23 protein-coding genes are annotated in these 26,593 nt (G+C 45.0%); 2 read left to right on the top strand and 21 right to left on the bottom strand.

Going from position 1 to position 26,593, the window contains the following annotated elements; genetic code table 11:
• Window positions 1-21 precede the first annotated feature (21 nt).
• Window positions 22-1,764: a WD40 repeat domain-containing protein gene (locus T2812B_RS05075; RefSeq protein WP_008194333.1), complete on the top strand. Its 1,743-nt coding sequence runs from the start codon at window positions 22-24 to the stop codon at window positions 1,762-1,764.
• 18 nt (window positions 1,765-1,782) lie between these two features.
• On the opposite strand, the gene T2812B_RS05070 is transcribed toward T2812B_RS05075, so the two are convergent.
• The 6 genes from T2812B_RS05070 to T2812B_RS05045 all read right to left on the bottom strand — a co-directional run bounded on the left by T2812B_RS05070 (window position 1,783) and on the right by T2812B_RS05045 (window position 10,137).
• Entirely contained in the window at window positions 1,783-2,922 is a 1,140-nt protein-coding gene (locus tag T2812B_RS05070) for an ROK family transcriptional regulator (RefSeq protein WP_008194332.1), read from the bottom strand.
• Window positions 2,923-3,002: 80 nt separating this feature from the next.
• Window positions 3,003-3,839, bottom strand: a complete 837-nt coding sequence (locus T2812B_RS05065; protein ID WP_008194330.1) for a carbohydrate ABC transporter permease — start codon at window positions 3,837-3,839, stop codon at window positions 3,003-3,005.
• Between the two features lie 12 nt (window positions 3,840-3,851).
• Window positions 3,852-4,733: a carbohydrate ABC transporter permease gene (locus T2812B_RS05060; RefSeq protein ID WP_008194328.1), complete on the bottom strand. Its 882-nt coding sequence runs from the start codon at window positions 4,731-4,733 to the stop codon at window positions 3,852-3,854.
• A gap of 57 nt (window positions 4,734-4,790) precedes the next feature.
• On the bottom strand, window positions 4,791-6,026 hold the full coding sequence (locus tag T2812B_RS05055; RefSeq protein ID WP_008194326.1) for an ABC transporter substrate-binding protein: 1,236 nt from the start codon (window positions 6,024-6,026) through the stop codon (window positions 4,791-4,793).
• Between the two features lie 217 nt (window positions 6,027-6,243).
• Complete coding sequence (locus T2812B_RS05050) at window positions 6,244-7,584, bottom strand: GH1 family beta-glucosidase (protein WP_038050927.1); 1,341 nt, start codon at window positions 7,582-7,584, stop codon at window positions 6,244-6,246.
• Between the two features lie 111 nt (window positions 7,585-7,695).
• A complete protein-coding gene (locus T2812B_RS05045) occupies window positions 7,696-10,137 on the bottom strand; it encodes a GH36-type glycosyl hydrolase domain-containing protein (protein ID WP_008194321.1) in 2,442 nt (813 codons plus the stop codon).
• Between the two features lie 342 nt (window positions 10,138-10,479).
• On the opposite strand from T2812B_RS05045, the gene T2812B_RS05040 reads away from it, so the two are divergent.
• Window positions 10,480-11,355, top strand: a complete 876-nt coding sequence (locus T2812B_RS05040; RefSeq protein ID WP_008194318.1) for a DUF4382 domain-containing protein — start codon at window positions 10,480-10,482, stop codon at window positions 11,353-11,355.
• Between the two features lie 80 nt (window positions 11,356-11,435).
• Here the strand turns inward: T2812B_RS05040 and T2812B_RS05035 are convergent, their stop codons facing one another.
• From T2812B_RS05035 to T2812B_RS04965, 15 genes are all read right to left on the bottom strand, one after another.
• Window positions 11,436-11,615, bottom strand: a complete 180-nt coding sequence (locus T2812B_RS05035; RefSeq protein ID WP_012310848.1) for a hypothetical protein — start codon at window positions 11,613-11,615, stop codon at window positions 11,436-11,438.
• Window positions 11,616-11,818: 203 nt separating this feature from the next.
• Entirely contained in the window at window positions 11,819-14,851 is a 3,033-nt protein-coding gene (locus T2812B_RS05030; protein ID WP_008194307.1) for an alpha-mannosidase, read from the bottom strand.
• A 15-nt stretch (window positions 14,852-14,866) separates the two neighbouring features.
• Window positions 14,867-15,757 carry a glycosidase gene (locus T2812B_RS05025; RefSeq protein WP_008194305.1) on the bottom strand — a complete coding sequence of 297 codons (891 nt, stop codon included), beginning with the start codon at window positions 15,755-15,757 and terminating at the stop codon, window positions 14,867-14,869.
• Between the two features lie 12 nt (window positions 15,758-15,769).
• Window positions 15,770-16,591: a carbohydrate ABC transporter permease gene (locus T2812B_RS05020; protein ID WP_008194302.1), complete on the bottom strand. Its 822-nt coding sequence runs from the start codon at window positions 16,589-16,591 to the stop codon at window positions 15,770-15,772.
• Window positions 16,588-17,460, bottom strand: coding sequence for a carbohydrate ABC transporter permease (locus T2812B_RS05015; protein WP_008194299.1), 873 nt, complete (start codon window positions 17,458-17,460; stop codon window positions 16,588-16,590). Before T2812B_RS05015 ends, T2812B_RS05020 begins: the two co-directional genes overlap by 4 nt.
• 39 nt (window positions 17,461-17,499) lie before the next feature.
• On the bottom strand, window positions 17,500-18,756 hold the full coding sequence (locus T2812B_RS05010) for an extracellular solute-binding protein (RefSeq protein WP_008194297.1): 1,257 nt from the start codon (window positions 18,754-18,756) through the stop codon (window positions 17,500-17,502).
• A 29-nt stretch (window positions 18,757-18,785) separates the two neighbouring features.
• Window positions 18,786-19,772 (bottom strand): LacI family DNA-binding transcriptional regulator, encoded by a 987-nt coding sequence (locus T2812B_RS05005; protein ID WP_008194295.1) that lies wholly within the window; start codon window positions 19,770-19,772, stop codon window positions 18,786-18,788.
• 206 nt (window positions 19,773-19,978) lie between these two features.
• Entirely contained in the window at window positions 19,979-21,502 is a 1,524-nt protein-coding gene (gene rny, locus T2812B_RS05000) for a ribonuclease Y (RefSeq protein WP_197049733.1), read from the bottom strand.
• Complete coding sequence (locus T2812B_RS04995) at window positions 21,502-21,984, bottom strand: regulatory protein RecX (RefSeq protein ID WP_008194291.1); 483 nt, start codon at window positions 21,982-21,984, stop codon at window positions 21,502-21,504. The genes rny and T2812B_RS04995 overlap by 1 nt, the downstream gene beginning before the upstream one ends.
• The gene (recA, locus tag T2812B_RS04990; RefSeq protein ID WP_008194289.1) at window positions 21,917-22,984 is read right to left on the bottom strand and encodes a recombinase RecA; all 1,068 of its coding nucleotides are present in this window, start codon (window positions 22,982-22,984) and stop codon (window positions 21,917-21,919) included. The genes T2812B_RS04995 and recA overlap by 68 nt, the downstream gene beginning before the upstream one ends.
• Window positions 22,977-23,540: an RNA 2',3'-cyclic phosphodiesterase gene (gene thpR, locus T2812B_RS04985; protein ID WP_008194287.1), complete on the bottom strand. Its 564-nt coding sequence runs from the start codon at window positions 23,538-23,540 to the stop codon at window positions 22,977-22,979. Before thpR ends, recA begins: the two co-directional genes overlap by 8 nt.
• Window positions 23,541-23,543: 3 nt before the next feature.
• Window positions 23,544-24,065 (bottom strand): CDP-diacylglycerol--glycerol-3-phosphate 3-phosphatidyltransferase, encoded by a 522-nt coding sequence (pgsA, locus tag T2812B_RS04980; protein WP_008194285.1) that lies wholly within the window; start codon window positions 24,063-24,065, stop codon window positions 23,544-23,546.
• Complete coding sequence (rimO, locus tag T2812B_RS04975; RefSeq protein WP_008194282.1) at window positions 24,062-25,354, bottom strand: 30S ribosomal protein S12 methylthiotransferase RimO; 1,293 nt, start codon at window positions 25,352-25,354, stop codon at window positions 24,062-24,064. The genes pgsA and rimO overlap by 4 nt, the downstream gene beginning before the upstream one ends.
• A complete protein-coding gene (locus tag T2812B_RS04970) occupies window positions 25,351-25,890 on the bottom strand; it encodes a DUF4416 family protein (protein ID WP_008194281.1) in 540 nt (179 codons plus the stop codon). The genes rimO and T2812B_RS04970 overlap by 4 nt, the downstream gene beginning before the upstream one ends.
• Window positions 25,878-26,453 carry a RodZ family helix-turn-helix domain-containing protein gene (locus T2812B_RS04965; protein WP_008194279.1) on the bottom strand — a complete coding sequence of 192 codons (576 nt, stop codon included), beginning with the start codon at window positions 26,451-26,453 and terminating at the stop codon, window positions 25,878-25,880. Before T2812B_RS04965 ends, T2812B_RS04970 begins: the two co-directional genes overlap by 13 nt.
• Between the last annotated feature and the right edge of the window lie 140 nt (window positions 26,454-26,593).

Here is a 26,593-nt window from a genome sequence, read left to right as displayed (position 1 = left end):
TAATTTCAGGAGGGTGAGCCGATGAAAAAATCACTGACACTGGTTTTAGTCGTTGTATCGATCCTGATTTTCTCTCAAACATTCAAACTCGAGAAGGTGCTGGGATTCAGCGACATTTCATCTTTAGCATTCAAAGATGGTTATCTCTTACTTGGAACGGGAAACGGTGAAATCATCGTTTACAAAGACGGATCCTATTACAGAGCTTTCAAAGTCCACGACAACAGAGTAAACGAAGTAACCTTTGAAAACGGGTTTATCGTGAGCGCTTCGGACGACAAAACAGTTGGTGTGACGAATCTGGAAACAGGTGAAATAAAACTCCTCAAAGGTCACATGAAAGGTGTTTCTTCCGTCGCAGTGGCGGGCAGTAAAATCCTGAGCGCCTCCTTTGATGGAACCGTGAGAGTATGGTCTTTCCCAGATGGAGGGGAAATCTCTTCTCAAAAGCTTGGACCATCGGTTGTTCAAATCGCCGCCCATGAGAACAGATACGTCGTGGGACTGGCCAACGGACTTGCTGTGATCAGGGATCTCTCGAATCAATCATTTTCCATTCCCCTCAAGGCCTATCCTGAAGGAATTAAAAAGATCGTGTTCTCAGAGAATGGACAGTTGATCGCAACCTGTGGGGGAAACACCGTAAAGGTATGGAACGCCTCGAATGGAAATCTCGTCCTCCAGTACGACCACGTCATAACGGTGAACGATGTGGCTTTTCTTGAAAATGACAGTCTCATTTTTGTAGCCGACGACTACAAAGCTGTGGTTTTGAACATTCAGAAAAACGAAGTGGTGAAATCAATCGACGCTCATAACAACTTTGTTCTTTTCGTCTCTTCAGATGACGGCAGCATAGCAACCTACGGAATGGACAAAACTGTCAAAGTGTGGAACGCCAACTTAGAGCTTCAATACTCTCTCTACGGTCACCAACTCTCGGTGAACACAGTAGCTTTATCAAGCGACAGGAAATTCATTGTGAGCGGCAGTGACGACAGAGAAATTCTGATATGGAACACTGAGAAGGGGATTGCTGAACACAGGATAAAGGCTTTATCAGGAGTCAGAAAGCTTTTGACAGTAGAAAACAACATCATTTCCTGTCTGGATAGCAATCAACTCAAGATTTATAACCTGGAAAATGGAAAGCTCGTGAAGAGAATCAAAGTTGGCACGACGAGCACAATGGACATCGCTCTTCAAAACGATAGAATGGCAATAGGATTCTACGATGGAAGTGTCGCTCTGTTCAGCTATCCATCCTTCGAAGAGATATGGAGAAAAGACACAGAACACGAAATGGTTCAGACGATTGATATGAACAATAAATTCGTCGCATTTGGAGTTTCTTATTCTGATCCAAAAGACAAGATGGGCTACGTAGAAGTTCTCTCCGCAGATACCGGAGAAAGAGTACTTCTGCTGGAAGGTCACAGAGGAAACGTGAATGCTGTGAAATTCGCTGGAGAATTTCTTGTCTCAGGCGGGGAAGATGGAAAGGTCATTCTCTGGAGTTTGGATACGGGTTCAAAAGTCAAAGAGATCTACCTGAACGAACCAGTGTCTTCTCTGTTCGTCGATGAAAAAGAACTCTTTGTTGGAACCTGGAATGGAAGTATCAAAATTTTTGCTTTTCCAGATCTGACTTTGAAGACTTCTTTGAAAGTCTCCGACCAAAAGATAGGACATTTCGTGAAAGTGGACAATCAAATCCTGATTCCATGCGGTGATGGAAAGATAAGAATCCTCGTAGAAAAGTGAGGGGGAGCCCCCCTCATTTTACACCAGTCTTTCACTTATCATCATGGAAGAAAGTATCGAAGTTCCCTCCAGAACCACCTCTTTGTTGGAGAGACTACCTTTTTCCACGGAAACTTCTTTATCCATCGGATGAACTTGTCTTCTCGTTTCTGACACGATCACCTCAAACACACTCTCAGGTAGAAACACACCTTCTCCGCCAACAATCACGATCTCCGGACTTAGAATGTTCACAAGATTTACGATACCATCTATGAGGATACCTGTGAACTCATCCAGTACTTCTTTAGCCAGTGGGTCTTCTTCATACATTCTGCAGAGCATTTCAAATTTTTCGTACATAGTGTTTCCTGGAAGAGTTTTTTTCTTTTCATACTGATGGACGCAGTGGGAAATGGAAGTGTTGGCCTCCCAGCATCCAACCCTTCCACAAAAGCACGGTCCCCTGTCGTACATTTTCATGTGACCGATCTCTCCAGCTGCGTTGAAAGAACCTTTGTAGAGTTTCCCTTCGATGATAATGCCTCCACCTATTCCTTCTCTGACGAGTATGTACACGATGTTCTTTCTATCTCCGAAATGCTTGTTCCTCATCATTTCTGCGAGAGCCGCAAGATTAGCGTCGTTCTCCAAATACACCTCAAACACTTTGAAGTACTTATCTACATCTATGTCACGCCATCTGTTGAGATTTGGAGCGAATGCCAATTTCTTGTGACTCTTGTCAACAGATCCTGGAACCCCTATCACAATCAATGGGAAGACACCTGGAAACTTGGAAACTTTTTCTGTCAAAACCCTGAAACATTCTTCAGGTGTGTCGGGCGTGTCAAATTCGTCAACCACTTCAACAGACCCATCGAAAAACGATATTCCAACGATGGAATGTGTTACCCCAAGGTCAACCACTATTGCCTTTGAAAAATCTTTGTTCACGTAAAGTCGCTTGGAGTGTCTCCCCAGCTTCGATGGGAGTATACCCCTTTCATAAATCATCTTTTTCTTCTTCATTTCGTTCACAAGCTTTGTAACGGTACTTGGATCGAGCCCGGTTTTTTCTGATATCATGTTTCGAGTAACTCCAGGCTCAAATCTTATCGTGTTTAGAACTCTCAATTTGTTGATGGTTCTTGCCTGTTTTAAGGAATAGATTTCCACAATTTTTCAGACCTCCCGGAAAGTTTCTTTTCACTTTCAAAGATTATATCCGAATTGTGGTTACAAAAACTTTACCAACATTAACCTTTCACAGCCCCAGCGCTCAAACCGGCTATGATTCTGTTCTGGAAAATCAAAACGAGTATCACAAGTGGAAGTGTGACAATAACAGCTGCGGCCATGAGCTGACCCCATGGTATCTCGTACTGAGACGCTCCTTTGAAGAGAGCGACTGCGACAGGAACCGTGTACAGGCTCGGCTTTTGCATGAACGTGAGAGCGAAGAGAAACTCGTTCCACGCGGCGATGAACGTCAAAAGCCCTGTTGCCACAAGACCAGGAGCAGACATGGGAAGCACGATAGACCAGAGAGTTCTGAGTTTAGAGGCTCCGTCGATGAACGCCGATTCCTCCACTTCTTTTGGAAGTTCCCTGAAGAAACTCTGGAGCACCCAGACAGTGAGAGGCAGATTCATAGCAGTGTAGGGTATGATGAGACCAGTGTAGGTGTTTATCAACTTCAATCCCCTCAAGATCAAAAATAGAGATCCCAAAATAGAAACCTGTGGAAACATGCTCACCGCAAGGATCAAAGACATTACAATAACTTTCCCTTTGAATTTGAGCCTCGCTATGGCGTAACCAGAAAGCGAGCCTATAGCGAGTGCAAGAAAAGTGGTGACTCCGGCTACTATAATGCTGTTTTTGATGTTTATATGAAACGGCCTTTCCTTGAAGACCTTCACATAGTTTTCAAAAGTCACCCTTTTTGGGAAAAGAGAAGGATTCTTTTCAAAAAGATCTCGATCAGGCTTTATTGACGAAATAAAAGCCCAATAAAGGGGAAAAACACACCATACAAGAATGAGGACAACAGCTATATAAAGAAGGATTCTCTGCGTTATCGATCTGCTCATCGGGTTCCCTCCTCAATCGAGTTTCAGTCTCAAGGACTTTATGTAAAGTATGGCAAAGATCGATATGAGAACGAATATGAAAACAGATATGGCTGAACCGTATCCGAACCACGCACCGGTGAAAGCCCTATCCATCAAAACGTGTCGGTTATAAACGGCCAGAGTTTCTGTGTTCACAGCGCCCCTCGTCATGATATAAACAACATCGAACACGCGCAGTGCGTCGAGTGTCCTGAAAATCAGTGCCACTCCTATCGTTGGCGTTATCAATGGGAGAGTGATTCTGAAGAATCTTTGAATTGTATTTGCTCCGTCGATTCTCGCCGCTTCGTAGATATCCTCCGGTATCACCTGAAGGCCTGCGAGAATCAAAAGAGCCATGAACGGAGTCGTTTTCCACACATCGACGAATATGATCGCCCACATGGCGAGCCCCGGTGTTCCGAGAATGGGGGTCCCCGGTTCTATTATTCCAAGTTTTTCCCAGAGTCTCGACATTATTCCAAATTGATCGTGGAACATCCATCGCCACATTTGAGAAGAAATGGCCGTTGGAATCGCCCATGGAACAAGCATAGCAGCCCTCACAACGCCTCTCAACGCGAATCTCTGATGAACAACTATGGCGATGAGAACACCAAGCACCGTCTCCAGAGAAACCGAAATCACTGTGAAAAAGACGGTGTTTTTCAAGGCCATTACGAAGCGGGTGTCTTCAAAGAGTCTGAAATAGTTCTGAAGCCCAACGAATCTTCTCTCTATACCGGGCCTCAAACCGAAACTGTAGAAACTGTCGTAGAACGTTTTGAACAGAGGAAAAAAGGCCACTATAGATATGACGAGAATAGTAGGAAGTATCATCCAGAACGCCGTCCAGCCACTTCTTTTTTCCATCTTTCTGTATCCTCCTTCAACAGAGTAAAAGAGGCGGGGGAGAACCCCTCGCCTCTGTTACTGTCCAAGCAGGAATTTGAGCTCTTTTGCGATGTTCTTTATTGCGTCTTCCGGTGTTGTCTGTCTTGTCAGAGCAGCGTGCACGTACCTCTGAATGACATCGGAAACTTCTGTGTAGTTAGCAACTCTCGGTCTTGGAAGAGCGTTGATGAAAACTCCGAGAAGTTCAACCATGAATGGAGCAGCTTCTTTGAGTTTTGGATCTTTGTAAACGGCTTTCCTCGTTGGATTCTGTCCGGCGTTGATCGCTTTGTAGAGCTGCTGGTCGTAACTTGTGAGGAATTTAATGAGCTTTTTCGCGGCTTCCTTTTCCTCAGGAGGAGAGAATTTGTTTATACCGAGGACCCATCCACCGAGTGTGGCAGCTCTTCTTCCACCAGGACCCATTGGAAGAGGAGCAACTCCGACTTTTCCTTTGATTGGAGATTCATCGCTGTTCACGAGGGACCAAGCGTACGGCCAGTTTCTCATGAAGACAGCTTCTCCGTTCTGGAAGATTCTTCTTGCGTCTTCTTCCATGTAGGTGGTAACTCCCTCAGGGGTGACTTTGTGCTTGTAGATGAGATCGACCATGAACTGAAGAGCCGCTACAGCTTCTGGAGAATCGATCACAACTTTTCCGCTCTCATCGAGCACATCCCCACCGAAAGACCAGAGGTATTCAAGGAAATCACAGACAAGGCCTTCGTATCTTGCACCCTGCCAGACGAATCCGTGGATGCCTTCAGCCTGAGAAATCTTCTTTGCCATTTCGACGAGTTCATCCCACGTTCTTGGAGCGTGATCGTAACCGTACTTTTCGAGGAGGTCCTTTCTGTAGTAAAGGAGACCCGCATCCGTGAACCATGGAACAGCAACGATTCTTCCATTGACCGTGACAGACATCACCGTTCCGGGAAGGAACTCACCGAGTTCGAAGTAGTCTTTGTCTGCTGTCAGATCTTCAAGGAATGGGGCAAACTCAGCAGGCCATATCACATCGAGCATGAGAACGTCTGGATCCGTCTCTCCAGCGGCAAAGTACGTGACATAGAGATCGTGTCTTTCAGTTGAACTGTCCGGCATCGGAATGATTTCCACTTCGATATCTGGGTACTGCTGGTGGAACATCTCCAGCTGCTTTTTCAGTACCTCGAGTTCCTTTCCAACCCCTCCGGATGTCATGGTGATTTTCACAGCGAAGAGTCCACCAACTAGAAGAACTGCTAGCAACAGGACAAAGTACTTCTTCATGGCAAAAGCACCTCCTTAAGTATCAGTTAAATGACGTTGTAATCAAATTAACCTATTTGATATTTTGCCAGACTTTTAAATTCTTTGCAAGTGAGTTATCAGGAGAAAACGGGAGATTTTTTTCGTTAAATGAAAATAATCGAGGATATTCACTCGAAATGAACAAATAGGAGGGAAAATAGTACATCAAAAAGAAAGGGCGGCCAGGCCGCCCTTTTCAATCTTCCAGACTGTTGTTTTTGACCACGTTCGAGTACCAGTAACCACTGTCTTTTATGATGCGTTTTTGAGTGCTGTAGTCCACGTACACAATACCAAATCTCTTAGAGTATCCCTCTGCCCATTCGAAATTGTCGAGGAGCGACCAGACGAAGTAACCTTTAAGCGGCACTCCCTCCTGTATGGCCTTCCATGCCTGACCAATGTGGGCCTTCAAATAATCGATTCTGTTTTGATCGTGAACTCTTCCATCTTCACTAACTACGTCGTCAAAAGCAGCCCCATTCTCTGTGATGTAAACCTCTGGTGGGTTGTATTCTTCTTTCACCTTCTTCAGGATCCAGTAGATTCCTTCTGGAACGATCTCCCATCCCATGGCTGTTTTTGGAAGATCCCTTTCAACGAAAGAGACCTTAGCTGGTGCATCTGGATCGAACTTCACCAAATGACCGGAGTAATAGTTCAATCCAACAAAGTCGATCTTTTCCTGTATCTCGGACATGTCATCTTTGTAATTCTCCGGTAGATACTCTCTGGCAAATTCCAGAACGAGCTCCGGATAATCTCCTCTGTAGATCGGATTGAGAAAGAGAGGATAGTTGTTGAACTGATGCATGAATCTCGCCGCTCTGATGTCCTCCTCTTTTTCACTCGCAGGTTCGAAATATCCATTGTTGAAAACTATTCCGATCTTTCCATCTTTCACAGTTTCCCTGAACACTTTCACCGCTTTGGCGTGTGCCCTCAAGAGATTGTGAACAGCTCGGAAAGCCACGTAAATATCTCTCATTCCAGGAGCGTGGACTCCGTACAGATGCCCCACTATGGCAACAACCCACGGTTCGTTCAAGGTGATCCAGTTCTTCACACGGTCGCCGAAATTTTCAAAGAGAACCCTTGAGTATTCTGCGAACCAATCCGCTATTTCTCTGTTCGCCCATCCTCCTTTCAACTGAAGAGCGAAGGGAAGATCCCAGTGATAGATGGTCACAAAGGGTGTGATACCTTTTTCCAGCAGGGTGTCTATGATCCTGTTGTAAAAATCCAGTCCTTTCTGATTCACCCTTCCTGTTCCTTCCGGAAGTATTCTTGGCCAGCTGATCGAAAATCTGTAGGCCTTCACTCCGAGTTTCTCTATGATTTCAATGTCCTCTTTCCACCTGTTGTAGTGATCGCAGGCCACGTCTCCCGTGTCACCGTTCTTTACATTTCCAGGGGTATGAGAGAAGGTGTGCCAGATAGACATACCCGCTCCGTCTGCAAGGGGAGAACCCTCGATCTGGTAGGAGGCTGTTGCAACGCCCCAGATAAAATCTTCAGGGAACTTTTTCATGTTCATCACCTCTCCTGTTATTTTGATTCGTGTGCCTAACTATTCTATCAAAACTCCCCACACAAAAAAAGAGGGGAATACCCCCTCGTCTGTACTATATCATCGGAGAACAAAAGGTCAGCCCATCACAACTTCAACCTTGTGCACCTTCCCATCCTCGAAAACCGGAAGTACTTGTCCTTCTATCTTTTTTCCATCAACAATGATCTCTTTGACTCCTTTGGAAACATGAGAGAGATTCTTCACCGTTATATCGTAGATGCTTCCTCTGAACTTTCTTGTGATCCTGAATCCTTCCCATTCTTTCGGGATGCAGGGATCCACCACCAGGCCGTCGTAAGTAGGCCTTATCCCGAGTATATGCTGAGTGATCGCTACAAAGCTCCAAGCAGCAGTCCCCGTGAGCCAGGAATTCTTTGCCTCTCCATGCCTCGGTGCATCTTTTCCGGCAACCATCTGAGCGTAGACGTACGGCTCAGTCCTGTGTATTTCGCTGATGTCTTCGAGATAAGCCGGTGTGATTTTTCTGTAGATCTCAAAGGCTCTGTCTCCCCTACCTATAACAGTCTCGGCTATCGCTACCCATGGGTTGTTGTGACAGAAGATCCCCGCGTTTTCTTTGTAGCCCGGTGGGTAACTCGAGATCTCACCAAGCTCGATGTAATATCTGCTGTACGCCGGCTGCTGAAGAACGAGTCCGTAGGGTGTGTCGAGATATTTTTTGACAGAATCGAGAGCTTTTTCCGCGTATCCGTTGTCCACACCGATACTTGCCATAACACACATTCCCTGTGGTTCTATGAAGATCTTACCTTCTTCACACTCTTTGCTTCCCACCTTTCTCCCAAAGGCATCGTACGCCCTGAGGAACCATTCACCATCCCAGCCGTATTTCAGAGTGGTCTCGATCATTTTGTTCACATGTTTTTCTGCTTCTCTCGCTTCTTCTTCAAGTCCTCGTCTTTTGCAGATCTCCACGAATTCTTTTCCAGCAAGAACGAAGAGCCCCGCTATGAAGACGGACTCCGCTACCCTTCCGTCGAGAGCGTTGACGGTTGTTTGGAAAGACTCATCGGGATCTTTCGAGAAACAATTGAGGTTGAGACAATCGTTCCAATCGGCCCTTCCTATCAAAGGAAGACCGTGGGGACCGAGGTTGTTCACAGTGAAGTAGAAAGATCTCTTCAGATGCTCGAAGAGTGATGCCTTTTTGTTCGGATCGTTGTCGAAGGGAACCTCTTCGTCCAGTATGCTCCAGTCACCTGTCTCTTTGATGTAAGCGCTCGTTGAGAAAATGAGCCAGAGCGGGTCGTCGTTGAAGCCTCCTCCTATTTCGTTGTTGCCCTTCTTGGTGAGCGGCTGGAACTGGTGGTAAGTGCTTCCATCCTCGAATTGGATAGAGGCCAAATCGAGTATTCTCTGCCTTGCCTTCTCCGGGATCATGTGAACAAAACCTAAGATATCCTGGTTCGAGTCCCTGAAACCTATTCCTCTACTGATACCAGACTCGAAGTACGAAGCGCTTCGAGAGATGTTGAATGTGACCATACACTGGTACTGATTCCAGATGTTCACCATTCTGTTGAGTTTTTCGTCATGGGTTTCTACCTGTATTCTTCCAAGAAGGTCGTCCCAGTATTCTTTGAGTTCCTTCAGGGCGTGCTCAACATCTTCACCTGTTTTGAATTTTTCTATCATCTCTTTTGCTCGCTTTTTGTTTATCACACCGGGTTTTTCCCATTTTTCTTCCTCTGGATTCTCTACGTACCCGAGAATGAAGATAAGTTCTTTCTTTTCGGATGGAGCGAGTTCTATCTCCAGGTAATGTGAAGCAATCGGTGCCCACCCGCTCGCGACGGAATTTCTGGGTTTTCCTTCTACCACCGCTTGAGGAGCTTCAAAACCGTTGTAGAGACCTATGAAGGATTCTCTGTCTGTGTCAAAACCATCAATTGGTTGATTAACAGAATAGAACGCGTAGTGGTTTCTTCTTTCTCTGTATTCCGTCTTGTGGTAAATCACGGAACCTTCTATTTCCACTTCACCCGTACTGTAGTTTCTCTGGAAGTTGGTCATATCATCGAGAGCGTTCCAGAGGCAGAACTCTATGAAGGAGAAGAGCTTTATTTTCCTTGGCTTCTCTGCTTTGTTCTCCAGAACGAGGTAATGAACTTCCCCTGTGAAATGTCTTGGCACAAAGTAGGTGATGGTGGCTCTCAGGCCGTTCCTTTCACCCGTGATCTTTGTGTACCCAAGACCATGGCGCGCTTCAAAGAAGGAAAGATCTTTTCTCACAGGCATCCACGTGGGTGTCCAGAAATCTCCGTTTTCTTCTCTGATGTAAAAGTACCTTCCTCCAGCATCCGTTGGAACGTTGTTGTATCTGAACCTCGTTATTCTTCTGAGTCTCGCGTCTTTGTAAAAACAGTAACCTCCTGCCATGTGAGATATGATGGAAAAGAAGTCCTCCGTTCCCAGATAATTTATCCATGGATACGGAGTTTGAGGAGTTGTGATCACGTATTCACGGTTGACGTCATCAAAATAACCGAATTTCACGTTATCACCCTCTCTTCACTTTTTCTGTCTCTGGTATTTTATTCTGAAAATGTTTTCATTCAAAATCTGAAGAGAAGGATGCAGAAACAAGTATCAGCGAATATTTTTCAAAAGAAACCATTTTCTTCCAAATTCATGTTTCTGTTTGCTGGTATTTGTTAGATGCGATCAAAAAAGATGATTTATTTGTGGACAAAAATCTCAGTTTTTAAGAATAATAACAGTCAGGATATCAATAGATAATTCGTTCACATATTTGCTATTGTTATGATAGTGAGTTGAGGTGAGAACATGAAATACGTGCTCTGAGCAGTTCTGATTCTGAGTTTGCTGACCGGATGTGTGCTTTTCACAACCGGAACCAACACCGTAAAAGTTCCTGTGTATCTCACGGACAACCCAACTTTCAACATCGAAAAATTACTGGTGAAAATTTCAAACGCCGAATACCACTACTCATTAGATGGAGAAGAGTACACTGCTACCGCTGCTCTGCTGGAGAATGAGTTCGATCTCCTCTCACTTGCTGGAACTAAAGTTCAGTTCTTCGAGATGGAATTGCCCGAGGGCGCTAATCTCGAGTGGATCAGACTCTACATCGATGCCGCCACTGCTGTTACAAACGGTTCAACAGAGACTGTTAGGGTTTCTTCCAGAAAGATCAAAATCATAAAGCCTGTTATAGTGCAGAACGGCGACTCGATCGTTCTCGACTTCGATGTGGCAAGATCTCTCAAAATCGCAACCACAGGAAATGGTGAATATCTGCTCAGGCCTGTTATAGTTCCCTATCACCATAGGGAAAGGAACGAGTACGGTCCTGGTGAGGGAGAAGAACACAGGTACGAAGTGGAAGGGAAACTCGGAGAAACACTCGAAGGAACACCATGCCTTGTGGCACTCTTTGAAGGAGAAACCTGCCCCGGTACACTCGTGAATCTTGAAATCACAGACGATGATTTTAATTTCGAAGAGCTGAAAAAAGCCACTTACACCGTTTGTGTGTACACCGATTTTGAACTTCCAGAGGAAAATGAAGTCGCTAACACTGATGAAGAATTGGAGATAGACGAAGACGATATGGAAAACGCAAATAATGAGATTTCAACCATACTGGCAGATCTCTCTCCATTCGCATCAGAAACGTTCTATCTCAACGACTCGACGATCACCTACATTTTCGATTCAAATCTGATAGAACTTGCACTCGGTGATTAAAAGTAGGGGAGGGATGCCTGGAAGACTCGAAGAAGGATATCTGGGAAGGCAGATCGTTAAAGATGGCGGGTAAATAATCTTTACACTTCGACTGTTTCTTTCTCTCTTCTCCTCCTTCTGGAGGAGACTTTCTTTTCTTCTTTCACTACCTTTTCAAGGAGTTCTTTTTTGAGTTCGATGGCTTTGAGATTTTCGAGAGCTTTCTTTACCCTCTCTTCGTGGATCTCTCTAACAACTTCCGGCGGCAAGAACATCATCATAGTTTCACCTCCTTTTTGTTGTCATGCCTTTTTATCATTTATTTCTTCTGTCCTGTTATTTTTATAACATAACAGTGATACAAATCAAGAACACATTTTAGAAGAATCGTTTAAGGCTTTATTTATGGGTGTTTACACAGGAAAAATTAGGTTGATCAAAGAGCGGGGTGCCATCCCCGCTCTCGAGTGACAAGTTTGAACCTTCAACCTTCTACAACAAAAGTGTAGATCTTGAACGGATGGTAAACCACTGGGAAGGTGACTTTCTGTTTTTTCTCTTCCAGAACGTTCGTCTGGTAGATTTCACCGTTCCACGGGGTCTTAATGGAAAGTTTTCCTGATGTTCCGAAGATCTCAACAAGCCTCAGAACAATTTTGCCATTCACCCTTCTCAGTGAAGTGAGACGGAAATTCTGGGGAGAGATCTCCAGTAAAGGAGAGGGGAGGTTCAACACCCCGCGATGAACGATGAAAGATCTGTTGAGATCTTCTGATTCTTTTACAACATCTCTCAAGCTGTCCCCAGGGTGCACGTAGACAGAATAGGTGAAACTGTGTTTACCCTCGTCACAGAGAAAATCGGGGAAAATACCCGCTTTTATCAGTGAAAGCGCCATAGTACCCTGATGAACACTGCCACCGTATTTTCCGTCGTTCATAATAGACACACCGAAGTCTGTCTGGGAGAGATCCATCCACCTGTGAAACGGCACCTCGAAACGTGCCTGTTCGAAACTGGTGTTTCTGTGTGTGGGCCTTTCGATGAAACCACCGGAGATATCGAACCTTGCCTTTCTCGACAGAACAGTTGTTGGGAAGTAAGCTCTGAGAAGAGCTCGTCTTGTGTGCCAGTCTACCTTCGTTTCTATATCGAGCCTTCTGGTCTTTTTGTAGAGAGTGTAGTGTTGTATAATCTTGCTTCCTTCCGCCTCGTATTCGACACGGATCACTTCTCGAACAGGGCCAGACTCTATTTTTTCTATGTTTTTCGCCCTCAGGGTATATCCTGTCTTTTCCACGTTTTCTGCGATATCCCAGTTGTCCCAGTAGGCAGGGATGTTTTTATGAAGTTTCAAGATGTTTCCCTTCTCTTCGAAAACGTACCTGTCCAGTTCTTTGTCGTAGATTTGAATTGTTCCGTCATCGTTGACGTGCACCCTGAGAAATTCGTTCTCCATGATGTTTGTTTCTCTCAACTCACTTGGAGTTTCCTCAAACGTGGCTTTGCGAAATTTCAGTTCTACTTTCGTGAACGGAGGAATCTCCCTGTCTATGAAGTACACATACCTTCCATCGTGAGTTCTCTGTTTCAAGAGCGCTTCTCCTTCAAAGGAAATCGCGAGATCTTCGTTGAGGAAGAAAAGACACTTCTTTGGAAAAGAGGAAACGTTCAAAAGGGTTAAAACCTCTTCGTTCTCAGAAGAAAAAACTTTGAGAGATTCGATAACGATGTCTTTTGATTTTTCTATCACATGTCTGAGCTCTTTTTCTGTATCTTTATAGACTTCCTTTATAGAAGAACCAGGTAGAATATCGTGAAATTCGTTTCTCAACAGAATCTTCCAGAGTTCGTCTATTTCGTCAGAAAAATCTTTATCCGTGAAAGCAGAAATCAATTCCGCAAGGTAAAGACTGTCTTCCGCTTCTTTGTGAAGTTTCTTTGTCCTGGACTGTGAAGTGTAGGTTCCCCTGTGAAGTTCAAGGTAAAGCTCTCCGTCCCACACAGGAAGTTCTCCGTCGATATCCATTTTTTTGAAGAATTCTTCCACAGTTCCCATCTCAAGGCGCGGCAGTCCAGGAAAATCCTTCAGAACTTCGTAATTTTCCAGCATCTCTTCGGTTGGACCGCCACCGCCATCACCGTGGCCGAACGAAAGAAGGACTCTGTTTGTGAAATCCTTCTGCCTGAAATTCTTCCAGGTTTTGTAGATCGTATCGGGATCTATCTTCCCGTTGTACCCCTCGTTGGGATTTTTGAAACTGAAATAGATCACTTCGGATCCATCTATTCCCCTCCAGCGGCACAGATCGTACGGAAACTCGTTCGTGTCGTTCCAGTTGAGTTTCGTGGTGACGAAGTATTTTATCCCGGCTTCTTTCAGAATTTGGGGAAGCACCCAGGAAAACCCAAACACGTCTGGAAGCCAGCACACCTTGCTCTTTTTCCCGAATTCTCTTTCGAAGAATTTTTGCCCATAGTAGAACTGTCTCACAAGCGACTCTATCGATGGAACGTTGCAGTCCGACTCCACCCACATGCCACCAACGGGTTCCCATCTTCCTTCCTTTACAAGTTTTCTGACTTCCTCGAAAAGTTCTGGTGAATTTTGCTTGAGATCCTCGTACATCTGAGCGGAAGACTGAGTGTAAACGAACTCTGAATAGAGTTTAGAAAGCAACACAGAGTTCGAAAAAGTGCGTAGGATCTTTCTCTTCGTCTCCTCAACTGGCCAGAGCCAGGCGTAGTCTATGTGCGCGTGCCCCACAAGGTGAATCGTTCCAAAACTCGGATGGTCTTTTCTTATTCTATCCAGCTTTTCTTTGAATTTTTCGAACTCTTCCAGAATCTGATTTCTCAACTCTTCAGAAAGCTTCACACCTGTGAACTCTTTGAACTCCGGTGTGTTCCAGGTGTTTTTGATCTCATCTTTTATTCCCGGATCTTCCGGTGCTGTCATCAGATAGGTATCTGTGTCTCTTGGGATCCACACTTTCGAGAGAAACTTCTCGGAGATGTCCAGCAGTTTCTTAGAAAGTGACTCATCTTCTATTACTTCTGCCGTTTTTATGGTGAGTTCGAGAGTTTTCACCACCTTCATCAGTGCTTCATCAACGACGATGAAGAAAGCTTCTGTAAACACCGGCTTTTCTGGTTTTCCAAAAAGACCTCTTGGCATCACCTGAGCTTCTATCGTGTGTGGTTTATCATCGGCAAGTGGAGTGATGTTCAGCATCCTGTGATACTCGTTGATCTCACCGTAAGGCTTCCCATCCACAAGAACAAGGGTCTCCCCACCGAACCAGAGTTTCAGGTAGGCCCTCTGCCCTCCAGCGACGGAGAAAGGCTCTATCTCTTTCCTGAACAAGACAGGGGCGGAGCTGAAGTCCCATTCAAAGGGAGGATCCACGATTCTCTCAACAGCACCATCGGAGAAAATCCAGCCTTCTATTTTTTCTCTTCTCAGAACAGTATACGGAACAATCTCTGAGAGCATCCTCCACAATCGGCCTTTCACAACTTTTTCCTCCTGTTATTCTCTACACCATTTCATAACCTTTTCCACGGGAATTGTGGCAAGAGCAATGCAGTTGTCCGCTGCTCCGTAATAGACGTAGTAGTAACCGTTGTACTCTATCATCGCGTCGCTGAAGACCACGTTCGGTACCCCTCCGAACTTTTCCCAGTCCTCTTCCGGTTCCAGAATGGGTTCCTGTGATCTCTTTATCACCTTCGTGGGATCTTCCAGATCGAGCAACATGAAACCGAGCCGGTATATAGGTCTGGAAGTACCCGTGTTCTGCACTCCGTGGTAGAGGACGAGCCAGCCGTACTCAGTCTTTATAGGAGGGGCACCCACACCGATCTTCAGGTCATCCCACATTCCAGGCCTTGGAGAAGCGATCTTTACAAAGTTGTCCCAGTGTATCAGATCGTCGGAGAAGGCGAGCCACATGTCGGGCGGTATTCTGTGGAACATAACGTACTTTCCATTTATCTTTTCGGGAAATAGAGCCGCGTCTTTGTTGTCCACTTCTGGTATCACAACACCATACCTCTTCCAGGTGATGAAATTCTTCGTGGAGGCCATAGCGATTCTGACACCACGTGGAGAATAGGCGGTGTAAACCATGTAGTACTCTTCTCCTATCTTCGTGATCCTGGGATCTTCCACTCCATAGAGTTCATCATCACTCTTGGGAGCAAAGACGGGCTTTTCAAATTTGTTGAAGTGGATACCGTCGGTGCTCACGGCGTATCCGATCCTTGAAACCATGTCCTCTCCCTGAGCTCTGTAGAGCATGTGAAAGAGCTCTCCGTCGTAGACCACAGCCGGGTTGAAAACAAACCTGCTCTCCCAGAGAAAGTACGGAGAAGGTTCCAGAATGGGATTTGCCGGATGTCTTTCGAGTTTAAGCTCCATGCTCTCCCTCCTCTACTTGAAAGACATAGAAATTCCCTGAAGGAATTGCTTTCTGAAAATCAAAAAGATGAGAACCATCGGAAGAGTTTGTATCACAGACCCTGCCATCAATGGCCCCACATAGGCTGCGTATTCGTGGTTAAAAGTGGCGAGCAAAACGGAGAGTGGCATCTTGTTGTAGTCCTTCACCACCATCAGAGGCCAGAGAAAATTGTCCCAGATTCCTATGAACGTGAAAAGACCTACAATAGAGAGTGTGCTTCTGGAGAGGGGTACCATCACCCTAAATATTATCCACAAAGTACTGGCTCCGTCAATTTTAGCGGCTTCTATGTAATCTTGAGGAATCGTTTTGTAGGATTGTGTTAACATAAAAAGGCTCCATGCACTCATGAGAAATGGAACGATCATGGCAGAGTAAGTGTTGTAGAGGCCGAGTTTTCTTATGAGAACGAACAACGGGATTATGAACATGAACCCAGGAAAGAGCATCTGGAAAATTATGAAGTTGAAGACAGCGTTGCTTCCCCTGAATTTCAACTTTGAAAGTCCATAGGCAATGATGGAAGAAGTGAAAACCACAGAGAAAGTAACTGTGAGAGTTATAAATAGGCTGTTAAAAAAAGCTCTCACAAACGGTCTTTCCATTTTCTCTGCCATTGTGAAGATGTACTTGTAGTGCTCCAGAGTGATTCTGGAGGGGAAAAATCGAGTGAATATCTCTTCAGGAGGCTTTATAGACGAAAGGGAAAGCCATACGTATGGGTATATCCAGATCAAGGCAAGAAGAATCATCACCCCGTGAAGTATGAACTCACCCAATTTTCTTCTCATACGATGGTCACCTCTTTTTCAATGACCTTTCTGATGAAGATCACAATGGAAAAGTTTATCAATGCTGTCATAATCGCTATTGTTGTCGCATAGCTTGGATTTATTCTCTGAAAGGCGGTGTTGTACATATAAAGCATGAAAGTGAGAGTTCTGTTCATCGGCCCGCCACCGGTGATCATGTATGGCTCCGTGAATATACCAAAGGAGAGATTCACAGCGAGTATCAAAACCGTCACAATTGCCGGGTTCAATAGAGGAAGTGTGATCTTCCAGAACTTCACCCAGGAAGTTGCACCATCCAGCTCCGCCGCTTCGAAGATGGATTTGGGAATAGCCTGAAGTCCTGAGTAGAGAATGAGACCGTAGTACCCGACGAATTTCCAAGTGACCATTATCGCTATAGTTAACATTGCAAGCTGTGGATCTGTGAACCACGGTATCGTGATTCCAAACGCGTTGTAAAGAAATCTGTTTATAGGGCCTGTTTCTGAGAATATTCTCTGGAACATGATTGAGTACGCAACACCAGATGATACGTAGGCAACCAAAAAACTCAGAGTCACAAACGTCTTGAAGTACTTCATACGGTTCAGAGCAATTGCAAACAGAATCGACGCGATGAAAACCATTGGTATGAAATAGGAAAGAAAGTTCATTGTGTTCAGAAAGACCCTCCAGAACATCCGGTCTTCGAAAATTCTAAAGAAATTCTGAAGTCCAACGAATCTAGGAGATCCCACGAATTTCCATCGCGAAAAGGCGAGTATCAGCATCCAGACAAACGGATATCCCCAGAAAATAGCGGTATATAGAAGATAAATAGAAACTAGACCCCACCCGAGCCTTGCTTCTCTTCTTTTGAGGCTCATTCTATCCCTCCTGAAAAATGAAGGTGAGGGGAACCCCCCTCACCACAGGAGTGCGTTGATTTCTTTAACAGCCTGTTTTAGAGCCTCTTCGGGTGTAGCTTTCAGATACATGAGAGGTTCTATCAGATACGTGGTCATGGCGTTCTGGACGTCTATCGTGTTCGTGATCAGCGCAGGTGGTACAGCGTAAGCCACAGCTTCCGCGATCTTTGCAAAGTAAGGATCCTTCATGTACTCGGCGAACACCGGATTCGTTCCAAGATCTTCTCTTGCGGGCGGCATTCTTGTGAGCTCGATCCAGCGTGCGTCGTTTTGTGCGTTGGAGAAGACCCATTTGATGAATTCAAAGGCTTCCTTCTTGTATTTGCAATGTTCGAACATAACGAGTCCTTTGGTATCCGCAAAGGTGTAGATAGGTTTGTCTTCAGGGTAATTATCTGGAACGGGAGGAGGTGTCATCACTATGTGCGGGTACACTTCGGGATAGTGTTCTTTTGTGTAGCTCAGGTGCCATGGTCCCATGAGCTGACCAAGGATCGTACCGTTTTCGAAAGGATCCTGGCCCAGATCCACAGCGGTCCATCCGTTCTTGAAGAGTGTGTAGATGAATTCAGCGACGGCTTTTCCGTACTCGTTATCGAAAACGGCTTTACCATTTTCGATGTAGGGTTTTCCACCGCTCGCCGCGTAGTAGAACGTGATGAAGTCGAACCATCTGTCCCACCAGTTTCTCCCAGCAACTGCTCTTATAACGTACTTTTCTTTCGGAACAACCCATTTCTTTGCCAGTTCGTAGATCTCAGAGTAAGTTCTTGGAGGTTTGTCGTATCCGAGTTCTTTCAGAAGATCTCCTCTCCACCAGAAGAGCATTGGATTGGAATAGATGGGTATGACGTAGTAATGTCCGTTGAGCTTCCAGCCCTCGAGTATCCCTCTCATTTTCCTTGCATCCACGAGTTTCCAGAACTCTTCTCCAAACTCCTCATCGAAAGCAACGAGAACGTCCAGTTCTTCTGCGAGCTGGGCAGCAAAGCCACTGAATATGTTGGTACAGATATCTGGTGCGTTCCCAGCTGCAATAGCGTTCAAAATGGCTTCTTCAGAACTTCCAGCAGCTGGGATAACCGACCACTCGATCTGAACATCCGGATGTTCTGCGTTCCACTTTTCAACGAGTTCTTTCCAGAAAGTTTCCTGATTAGGGTTTGGTGCTGTCCAGAACACTATTTTCTTGACCTCGGCGAATGCAAAGACAGAAAGAACAACAAGTGCAACAAGAAGTACTCTCTTCCACATACGTATCCCTCCTTTATGAAAGGTTGGTGTTATTTTGTGCTTTTTCTCTTTACGAACTGTGTGAAAACAAGAATGCGAACAGGGTGTGGATTAATTCCAGTCAGCAATTCATGTAAGCGCTTACACGCAAGACAACCCATTTCGTACTTGAAGACTCTCAGTGTCGTCAAAGGAGGATCGAAGTTTTCAGCATCAACAATATCGTCAAATCCTATTACAGAAACATCATCTGGCACTTTGATGTTATGCTCCTTGAGGCGTTTTATCGACCAGAATGCAATGCTGTCGTTGGAAGTGAAAATAGCTTCCGGTATACCATAAGAGTTCAACATGATGTCGATAACTTTTCTGGTTCCCTCTTCCGTGTCATCACATTCATAAAATCGAGGCATCAATCCCGCTTTTTCCATCGCGTCTTTGTAACCGTCGTATCTCATCTTGAAACCGTATGGATGCAGTGGACCGTGAACGTGGACGATCCGCTTAAAACCTTTAGAAATAAGATAATTTGTTGCATAAACCGCACCATCGTATCCGTCACTTATCACACAATCCACACGCTCTCCAGGAATGTAATGGTCCACCAGAACAAAGGGCTTCTTCCTCGATTTGATTTCCTTCAAAGTCTTTTCCGAGAGATCTCCCCCTATGAGTATGTAACCATCGGCTCCATTCGACTCAGAAAAGTTCTCGAGCATTTTCAGTTCTACATTCATTCCAAGTCTTCCACAACTTTCCTCAATGGCTTTTATTATCACTCCGTAGAACTCTCCCAAAATGCCATTGTTTTGAAGAGGCGACAGTATTCTTTTACTGGCAAACACGTGGATATTGAACAGTTTTCCTTTCGAAGCAAGGAGCTTCGCTGAAATCTCTGGTTTGTAACCCAATTTTTCAATAGCTTTCCAGACTTTGTATCTTGTCTTTTCCGAAACATAGCCCGAACCGTTTATCACTCTTGAAACAGTTGCGATGGAAACCCCGGCGAGTTTTGCGACATCTTCTATTGTTGGCACAGTTTGCACCTCCTGTAAGCGCTTACATATCGTTTATACAAAAAATTTCCGTGTTAAATCAAGATCTATTTCAAGCGAATACCTTCAACTATTTCCGATTAAGAGAAATTATTCAGGATTATGACGCAAAATCTCAATTTTAATCAAAACTCACAAAAAATAAAAGCCCCCTGATGGGGGCTTGAAGGTTTTCCATATCAAAACTCTTACTTCGCGTAAGCGACACTTCTTTTCTCTCTTATCACCACAACTTTCAGAACACCGGGATATTCGAGCTCTTCTTCTATCTTTTTAGAAATATCGTAGGCGAGTTTTTCAGCGAGAGCGTCATCCACTTTGTCGGGTTCCACGATTACCCTGATTTCTCTTCCAGCCTGAATGGCGTAGGCTTTTTCAACGTATTTGAAACTTTTTGCTATTTCCTCCAGCTTCATAAGACGCTTGATGTAGTTTTCCAGACTCTCTCTTCTCGCACCTGGTCTTGCCGCGGAGAGAGCATCAGCAGCTGCCACGAGTACTGCTTCAGGTGTCATGGGTTCTTCTTCTCCGTGATGGCTGAGAATCATGTTTATGATGTCTTCTTTTTCTCCGTATCTTCGGGCAAGCTCTGCACCTATGGTCGTGTGTGAACCTTCCAGCTCCTGATCAACAGCTTTTCCTATATCGTGGAGGAGTCCTCCTCTTCTCGCTTTGTCCGCGTTTAGCCCAAGTTCAGAAGCCATGTAACCGGCGAGCAGAGCCACTTCTATCGAATGGTTCAGAACGTTTTGGCCATAGCTCGTTCTGTATTTCAATTTTCCAAGGAGTTTCACAAGCTCCGGATGGAGCCCCATAACACCCGCTTTGAACGTCGCCTCCTGTCCAGCTTCTTTTATGGCTTTCTCCACTTCCTGCTTTGCTTTTTCGTACATTTCTTCGATCCTTGCAGGATGTATTCTTCCATCCGCCACCAGTTTTTCCAGTGTGATACGGGCTATCTCTCTTCTCAGAGGGTTAAAGCAGGAAAGAACCACCACTTCCGGGGTGTCGTCTATTATCAAGTCTACACCCGTGATCTTTTCAAATGTCCTGATGTTTCTTCCTTCTCTACCTATGATTCTTCCCTTCATGTCATCCGACGGTAGAGAAACGGTAGAAACGGTGATTTCTCCTACATAATCTGGTGCGTATCTCTGAACAGCGAATGCTATGACTTTCTTGGCTTCCTTCTCAGCTTCTTCTTCAACCTGTTCTTTCATCTCTTTGTAGAGTTTCGCAAGGTCGTGTTCGTACCTCTGCCTGGCTTCATCGAGGATGAGTTCTCTTGCCTCTTCTACAGTCATACCGGCAAGGCGTTTCAATTCTTCGTCGATTCTTTTTTCCTTTTCTTCGACCTCTCTCATTTTTTCTTCCAGATTTGCTTTGAGTTCTTCAACCTGCTGTTCCCTTTTCTCAAGGTTCTCTTCTTTTCTTGTCAGGAGCTCTTCTCTTTTCAAGAGTCTTTCTTCTAATGCTCTCAATTCCTCTTCTCTTCTGGATCGCTCTTTTTCAAATTCCTCTCTGAGCCTGTGAACTTCCTCTCTTCCTTCTATTATCGCTTTCTTTTTTATCTCGTTTGCTTCTTTTTCTGCTTTCTCGATGATGGTTTGAGCGTCTTCTTTCGCTTTTCTGAGCTTTTGATTTATCTGATAGTTTGCTATTAAATATCCAATCAGAAGACCACCGGCTCCTGCTACTATGTACCACAGCATCATTCTTCACCTCCATCTATTTTATTGAGAATTTCTTCGATGAGAGAAGAATCGAACCCTCTTCTGTAGAGATAATCTCTTAGCTCCCATCGATCTTTGAATCGCCCTTTCAATCTCTTCAATTCCTCGTGAAAATCGATCTCCTCCAGAGCCTTTTCGATTGCTCTTTCTATGATCTCTTCATCCACTCCAAGTGATTTGAGTTTCATTTTCACGACTCTCGGCCCAAAGAGCTTCAATCGCATCTCATCGAGTGCAAAGAGATAAGCCGCTTTTTCGTCGTCCAGATATCCCTGCTTCTTCAAGGTAGTAATGGTACTTTCCACTTCCTCATCTGCGAAGCCCTGTTTCTTCAATCGTTCGCGAAGCTCTCTTTCAAACCTTACCCGATATCTGAGGAGTCTAAGCGCGTACTTAAGAGGATTTTTCACTGGATGATTTCTTTTCTTTTTCCTGTTGTTTTTTCGCCGGTAATAATCCATACTTTTCTCTTATTCTCCTTTCGATTTCTTCTGCTATTTCCGGGTTATCTTTGAGAAACTGAACGGCGTTCGAGCCTCCCTGTCCAAGGGAAACTTCCTCACCTTTGAGAGTGGTATAGTAATACCAGCTACCTTTTCTGTCTACTATCCCTTCATTTACAGCGATATTGAACAGCTCGTACTCTCTATCGATTCCTTTTCCGTATATGATGTACGTCTGAGCGGTTTTGAATGGAGGAGCGACCTTGTTCTTCACGATCTTCACGTTTATCACGTTGCCTATCACGTCTTTTCCTTCCTTTATGGGTTCACCCCTTCTGACTTCCATCCTCATGGTTGCGTAGAACTTCAGGGCGAGTCCACCGGTCGTGGTTTCCGGGCTTCCAAACATAACGCCTATTTTCATTCTGATCTGGTTCGTGAATATCACTACCGCCTTTGATTTGTTCACACTTCCCGCGATCTTTCTCAGTGCCTGAGACATGAGACGTGCCTGAAGGCCCACCTGCATATCTCCCATGGCACCTTCTATTTCCGCTCTGGGAACGAGAGCCGCGACAGAATCAACGACGATGAGATCGACCACACCACTTCTTACGAGTTCATCCACTATTTCGAGTGCTTGCTCTCCATGATCAGGCTGAGAGATGAGAAGACTTTTCAGATCCACTCCAAGGTTTTTCGCGTAAACAGGATCCAGTGCGTGCTCTGCGTCTATGAAAGCAGCCACTCCTCCCATCTTCTGGGCCTCTGCTATGGCGTGGAGTGCAAGGGTAGTTTTTCCACTCGATTCCTGACCAAAGATTTCCACGATCCTTCCTCTCGGGTATCCTCCAACACCCGTTGCGATATCGATGGCGAGGGACCCTGTTGGTATCACCTCTACAGGCTGAACCTGGGTTTCATCACCCAGGATCATTATGGAACCCTTTCCAAAGTTTTCTTCTATTCTCTTCAACGCTTTCTCCAGGACACTCTTTTTCTGTTTTTCATCAGACATACCTGATCAATCCTCCTTCAAACTGGCATTCGTAAAGAACTTTGTAGATGGGACCTGTCGGTGTTAACGTGGACGAGTAAATCTTGAATCTGTCCACCGCAACTTCGATGGGCGGAAAATCGATATCTTCGATCAGTTTTTCCCACTTGTCCGGGTAGTACTTCACCCTTCCAATTGTAATGTGAGGAACGAACTTCTCTTCAAACGAGAAACCGTGGTGAGACAGCTCGTTTCTGAGCTCTTCGTAGAGTTTCATCAAGCGATCAGTGTTCTCCACTCCGAGCCAGAAGACGCGCGGAGACATCTTCCTTTTGAAGTACCCAAAACCCTTCACGGTGAACGAAAAAGAAGGAAAACCTCTCACTCTTCTACAGAGGTGTTCGGCTATTTCGGAGATTTTCTGCTCGTCAACCTCTCCCAGGAAAAAAAGCGTGAGGTGTATGTTTTCTTCAGAAACCCACGTTGCACCAAAGCCTCTTCTCATGAGTTTTTCTATGATTTCAGAAGCTTGCTTCTTGACTTCTTCGTTGACATCGATAGCAATGAAGGTTCTCATGAACTATCCCTCCAATTTTGTGATTCTTGCGATATCGATCGTGTACGTGATCCAGGAGATCACCGTTACTGCGAATGAGAGCACCACAAAGAACATAAGAAGTGCGCTACTCAAAAAGCCCATCTTGAAGAGATACACACCGATCAGCACCACAAATTGAGAAACAGTCTTCGCCTTCCCTATCCACCTCGCTGGCACGACGTTTCCTTTGCTGGCTGCGAGTATCCTGAGGCCGTTTATAAAGGTGTCCCTTGCAAAGACAACCAGAACGTACCACAGCGGAAGAACATCCAACATGGCCACTGCCGTGGATATCACGAGGATTTTGTCGGAAACCTGATCGAAGACCTTTCCAAAATCTGTTACCTGGTTTTTCTTCCTCGCAAAAAAACCATCGAGATAATCTGTGAAAGCCGCAAATACAAAAATCAGGAACGACAAAGAGATCCAACCTTCCATGTAAAACCAGACAACAGGAATTACCAGCGCCGCTCTCAACAAAGAAAAAAAGTTCGCAAGATTCATGTCACTGACCCCCACATGTCGTACTCGTCGTGCTCTTTTATCACCACTTCAAGAAAGTCTCCTATCTTCCCTTTTCCCCTTACAAAAACCACTCCGTCCACTTCAGGTGCTTCCGTCCAGGTCCTTCCCACAAGAAACTTCCCTTCTTTTCCCTCAACCAGGAACTTCAATTTTCTTCCAACAAATCTATCAAGCCTGCTGTTTGAGATCTCCGCCTGGAGAAGGAGCAGTTCTTCCTGTCTTCTTTTTGCCACTTCCGGGTCAACCTTCTCTTTGAGGTTGAAAGCAACCGTTCCCTCCTCATCCGAATAAACAAAAGCTCCAAGTTTGTCAAACTGGATTTCTTCCACGAAACGCTTGAGTTCTTCGAAGTCTTCTTCAGTTTCGCCCGGAAATCCCACGATTATACTCGTTCTGAGGACCGCGTCCGGAAACTTTTCTCTGATGCTCGAAAGCATTTTTTTCAACTCTTCTGAACTCTTCGTTCGTCCCATTAGTTTCAGTATTTTATCGCTTCCATGCTGCACCGGAACATCGAAATACTTCACAACCTTATCCAGTTCCAGCATTGCGCTTATTATTTCCTCTGTCATATGATCCGGATGAAGGTACATAACCCTGATCCAGAACTCTCCGTTTAGACTGTTCAGTCTCCTCAAAAGATCAGGCAGCGCTTGCTTTCTATAGAGATCGATGCCATAGGACGTTGTGTCCTGAGCGACGAGAATTATTTCTTTCTTTCCTTCTTTCAAAAGTTCTTCCACCTCGTGCGTTATGTCTTCTATGCTCCTGCTTCTCAGACTTCCCTTGAACGAAGGTATGGAACAGAAAGTGCATCCCCTGTCACATCCGTCGGATATCTTCACGTAAGCGCAGGGTCTCTCCTCCAGATCGATTCTTTTTCTGTATCTGTACACGGTCTCCGGTTGATCTGGAACAAGATCTGTACCATTTTCAAGGGCATTCGCTATCTCTTCAGGATCTGCAACACCTATCCACTGATCCACCTCGGGAATTTCTTTTTTCAGCTCTTCGTAATAACGCTGAACAAGACAACCTTTCACAACCAGTTTGTAACCGTACTGATCCTTTGCATCTACAAAAGAGAAGATTTCATCTATTGATTCCCTCTTTGCGTCCTCTATGAAAGCACAGGTGTCCAGCACAACCACATCCGCATCCTTCACATCGAAAACTATCTCGTGACCTCTTTCTCTCAACACACCTGCTAGAATCTCACAATCTGCCTCGTTTTTCGGACATCCCAGAACCTTTATACCAACCCTCACTTCATCATTTTCCTCCTCTTTTTGAGGTACAGCTCCCTGATCTTTTCAAGATGCTTTTTGTACTCTTCTTCTCTGTAATTTGGATAGGTGAACTCCATGTGCCTGAATTCTCCTCGCACGTAAACCAGTGTTACCTCTGCGTAGATCCCTTTGCCTATGTAGATGCGGTTTCCCCAGTGTTTGGTCGAAGCAAGAACAAATTGTGTGTGATGAATGTATCCCGGATCTATGTTGACTTTTCTCTTTCCTTCTATCGAGAACATCTTCTCTATCTCGTTGGTTTCGCGCTTTATATCCGCCAGCTGGAAAGGATGGACGAGTCTTTCAAAACTCACGAGTCTTCCCTTCAAACCCTGTCCCATCTCTTCCGAATAGTAAAGAGTGTACTTCTCAAAATCGAGAACATCCGAAACGTAATCCATGGGCCCAAAACGTTCTTCGAGAACGGGCCTCACTTCGTTGAACCAGTAATCTATGTGCGATGCGAATACGAACATCACAAGATTCACCATGTCAGGTACCTTCACTTCTCCCATGAAACACTCACCTCGAACTTTCTGATCTCCACTGTCCATTCCTCGGAAGCCGTTTTCAAAACCACATCGCTTCTGGATTCGACAATGTACTCTCCTTCTTGAAGAGGAATCTCTCCACTCACACTTTTACCGTTCACGATCGTTCCTTCTGGTGCAACAAGGTAAGCAGGTGGTGTCTGCCGCAGCTTCAAATTCTCCACCGCTGAAAACAGAAGAAGAACCAGTCCTGCTATCAGAAAAAAGAACATCACCAGGTCCCTTGTTTTCTCTTTCTCCTTCTTTTTTCTCGGCTTCTTCTCTTCAACTTCTTCAGCTGCTTCTTCCTTGCCTTCTTCGTACAGTTTGAGCATCTCATCTGGGGAGAGTTCGAGAAACTCCGAATATCGTTTTATGTAGCTTTTTATATAGACTTCTGCGTCAAGTCCCTTCAGATCCCCTTCCTCGATCCGCTTTAATTTCGACGGATTTATGTTCGTGAACAGAGAAGCGTCGAGAAGGGTTATTCTTCTTTCCTCCCTCTTTTTTCTGAAAGTCTCACCGAGTTCCTTCCATTTTTCGCTCAAAACAATCTCCTCCAGACCCCCGTGTCTGGTATCCTGAGGCTGAATTTATTTTATCACAGAAATTGTCTGCAAAAGCCCATCCCCTTCAAGGGATCGGGAGGAAGCAGACATGTGTACCTCCTCCAGATTCAATAGTGTTA

It is taken from the genome of Thermotoga sp. 2812B (genome assembly GCF_000789335.1).
Taxonomy (GTDB): Bacteria; Thermotogota; Thermotogae; order Thermotogales; family Thermotogaceae; genus Thermotoga; species Thermotoga maritima.
This window is presented reverse-complemented; position numbering and strand designations above follow the sequence as displayed.

Coding starts and splice junctions, on each gene's coding strand:
- T2812B_RS05025 (WP_008194305.1), bottom strand. CDS start 15,757: ATGGAGCTTAAACTCGAAAGACATCCGGCAAATCCCATTCTGGAACCT.
- T2812B_RS05060 (WP_008194328.1), bottom strand. CDS start 4,733: ATGGAAAAAAGAAGTGGCTGGACGGCGTTCTGGATGATACTTCCTACT.
- T2812B_RS05035 (WP_012310848.1), bottom strand. CDS start 11,615: ATGATGATGTTCTTGCCGCCGGAAGTTGTTAGAGAGATCCACGAAGAG.
- pgsA (WP_008194285.1), bottom strand. CDS start 24,065: ATGAATCTTGCGAACTTTTTTTCTTTGTTGAGAGCGGCGCTGGTAATT.
- T2812B_RS05010 (WP_008194297.1), bottom strand. CDS start 18,756: ATGTGGAAGAGAGTACTTCTTGTTGCACTTGTTGTTCTTTCTGTCTTT.
- T2812B_RS05075 (WP_008194333.1), top strand. CDS start 22: ATGAAAAAATCACTGACACTGGTTTTAGTCGTTGTATCGATCCTGATT.
- T2812B_RS04995 (WP_008194291.1), bottom strand. CDS start 21,984: ATGGATTATTACCGGCGAAAAAACAACAGGAAAAAGAAAAGAAATCAT.
- T2812B_RS05065 (WP_008194330.1), bottom strand. CDS start 3,839: ATGAGCAGATCGATAACGCAGAGAATCCTTCTTTATATAGCTGTTGTC.
- T2812B_RS05020 (WP_008194302.1), bottom strand. CDS start 16,591: ATGAGAAGAAAATTGGGTGAGTTCATACTTCACGGGGTGATGATTCTT.
- recA (WP_008194289.1), bottom strand. CDS start 22,984: ATGTCTGATGAAAAACAGAAAAAGAGTGTCCTGGAGAAAGCGTTGAAG.
- T2812B_RS05055 (WP_008194326.1), bottom strand. CDS start 6,026: ATGAAGAAGTACTTTGTCCTGTTGCTAGCAGTTCTTCTAGTTGGTGGA.
- rny (WP_197049733.1), bottom strand. CDS start 21,502: ATGCTGTGGTACATAGTAGCAGGAGCCGGTGGTCTTCTGATTGGATAT.
- T2812B_RS05050 (WP_038050927.1), bottom strand. CDS start 7,584: ATGAACATGAAAAAGTTCCCTGAAGATTTTATCTGGGGCGTTGCAACA.
- T2812B_RS04970 (WP_008194281.1), bottom strand. CDS start 25,890: ATGGGAGAAGTGAAGGTACCTGACATGGTGAATCTTGTGATGTTCGTA.
- T2812B_RS05015 (WP_008194299.1), bottom strand. CDS start 17,460: ATGAGCCTCAAAAGAAGAGAAGCAAGGCTCGGGTGGGGTCTAGTTTCT.
- thpR (WP_008194287.1), bottom strand. CDS start 23,540: ATGAGAACCTTCATTGCTATCGATGTCAACGAAGAAGTCAAGAAGCAA.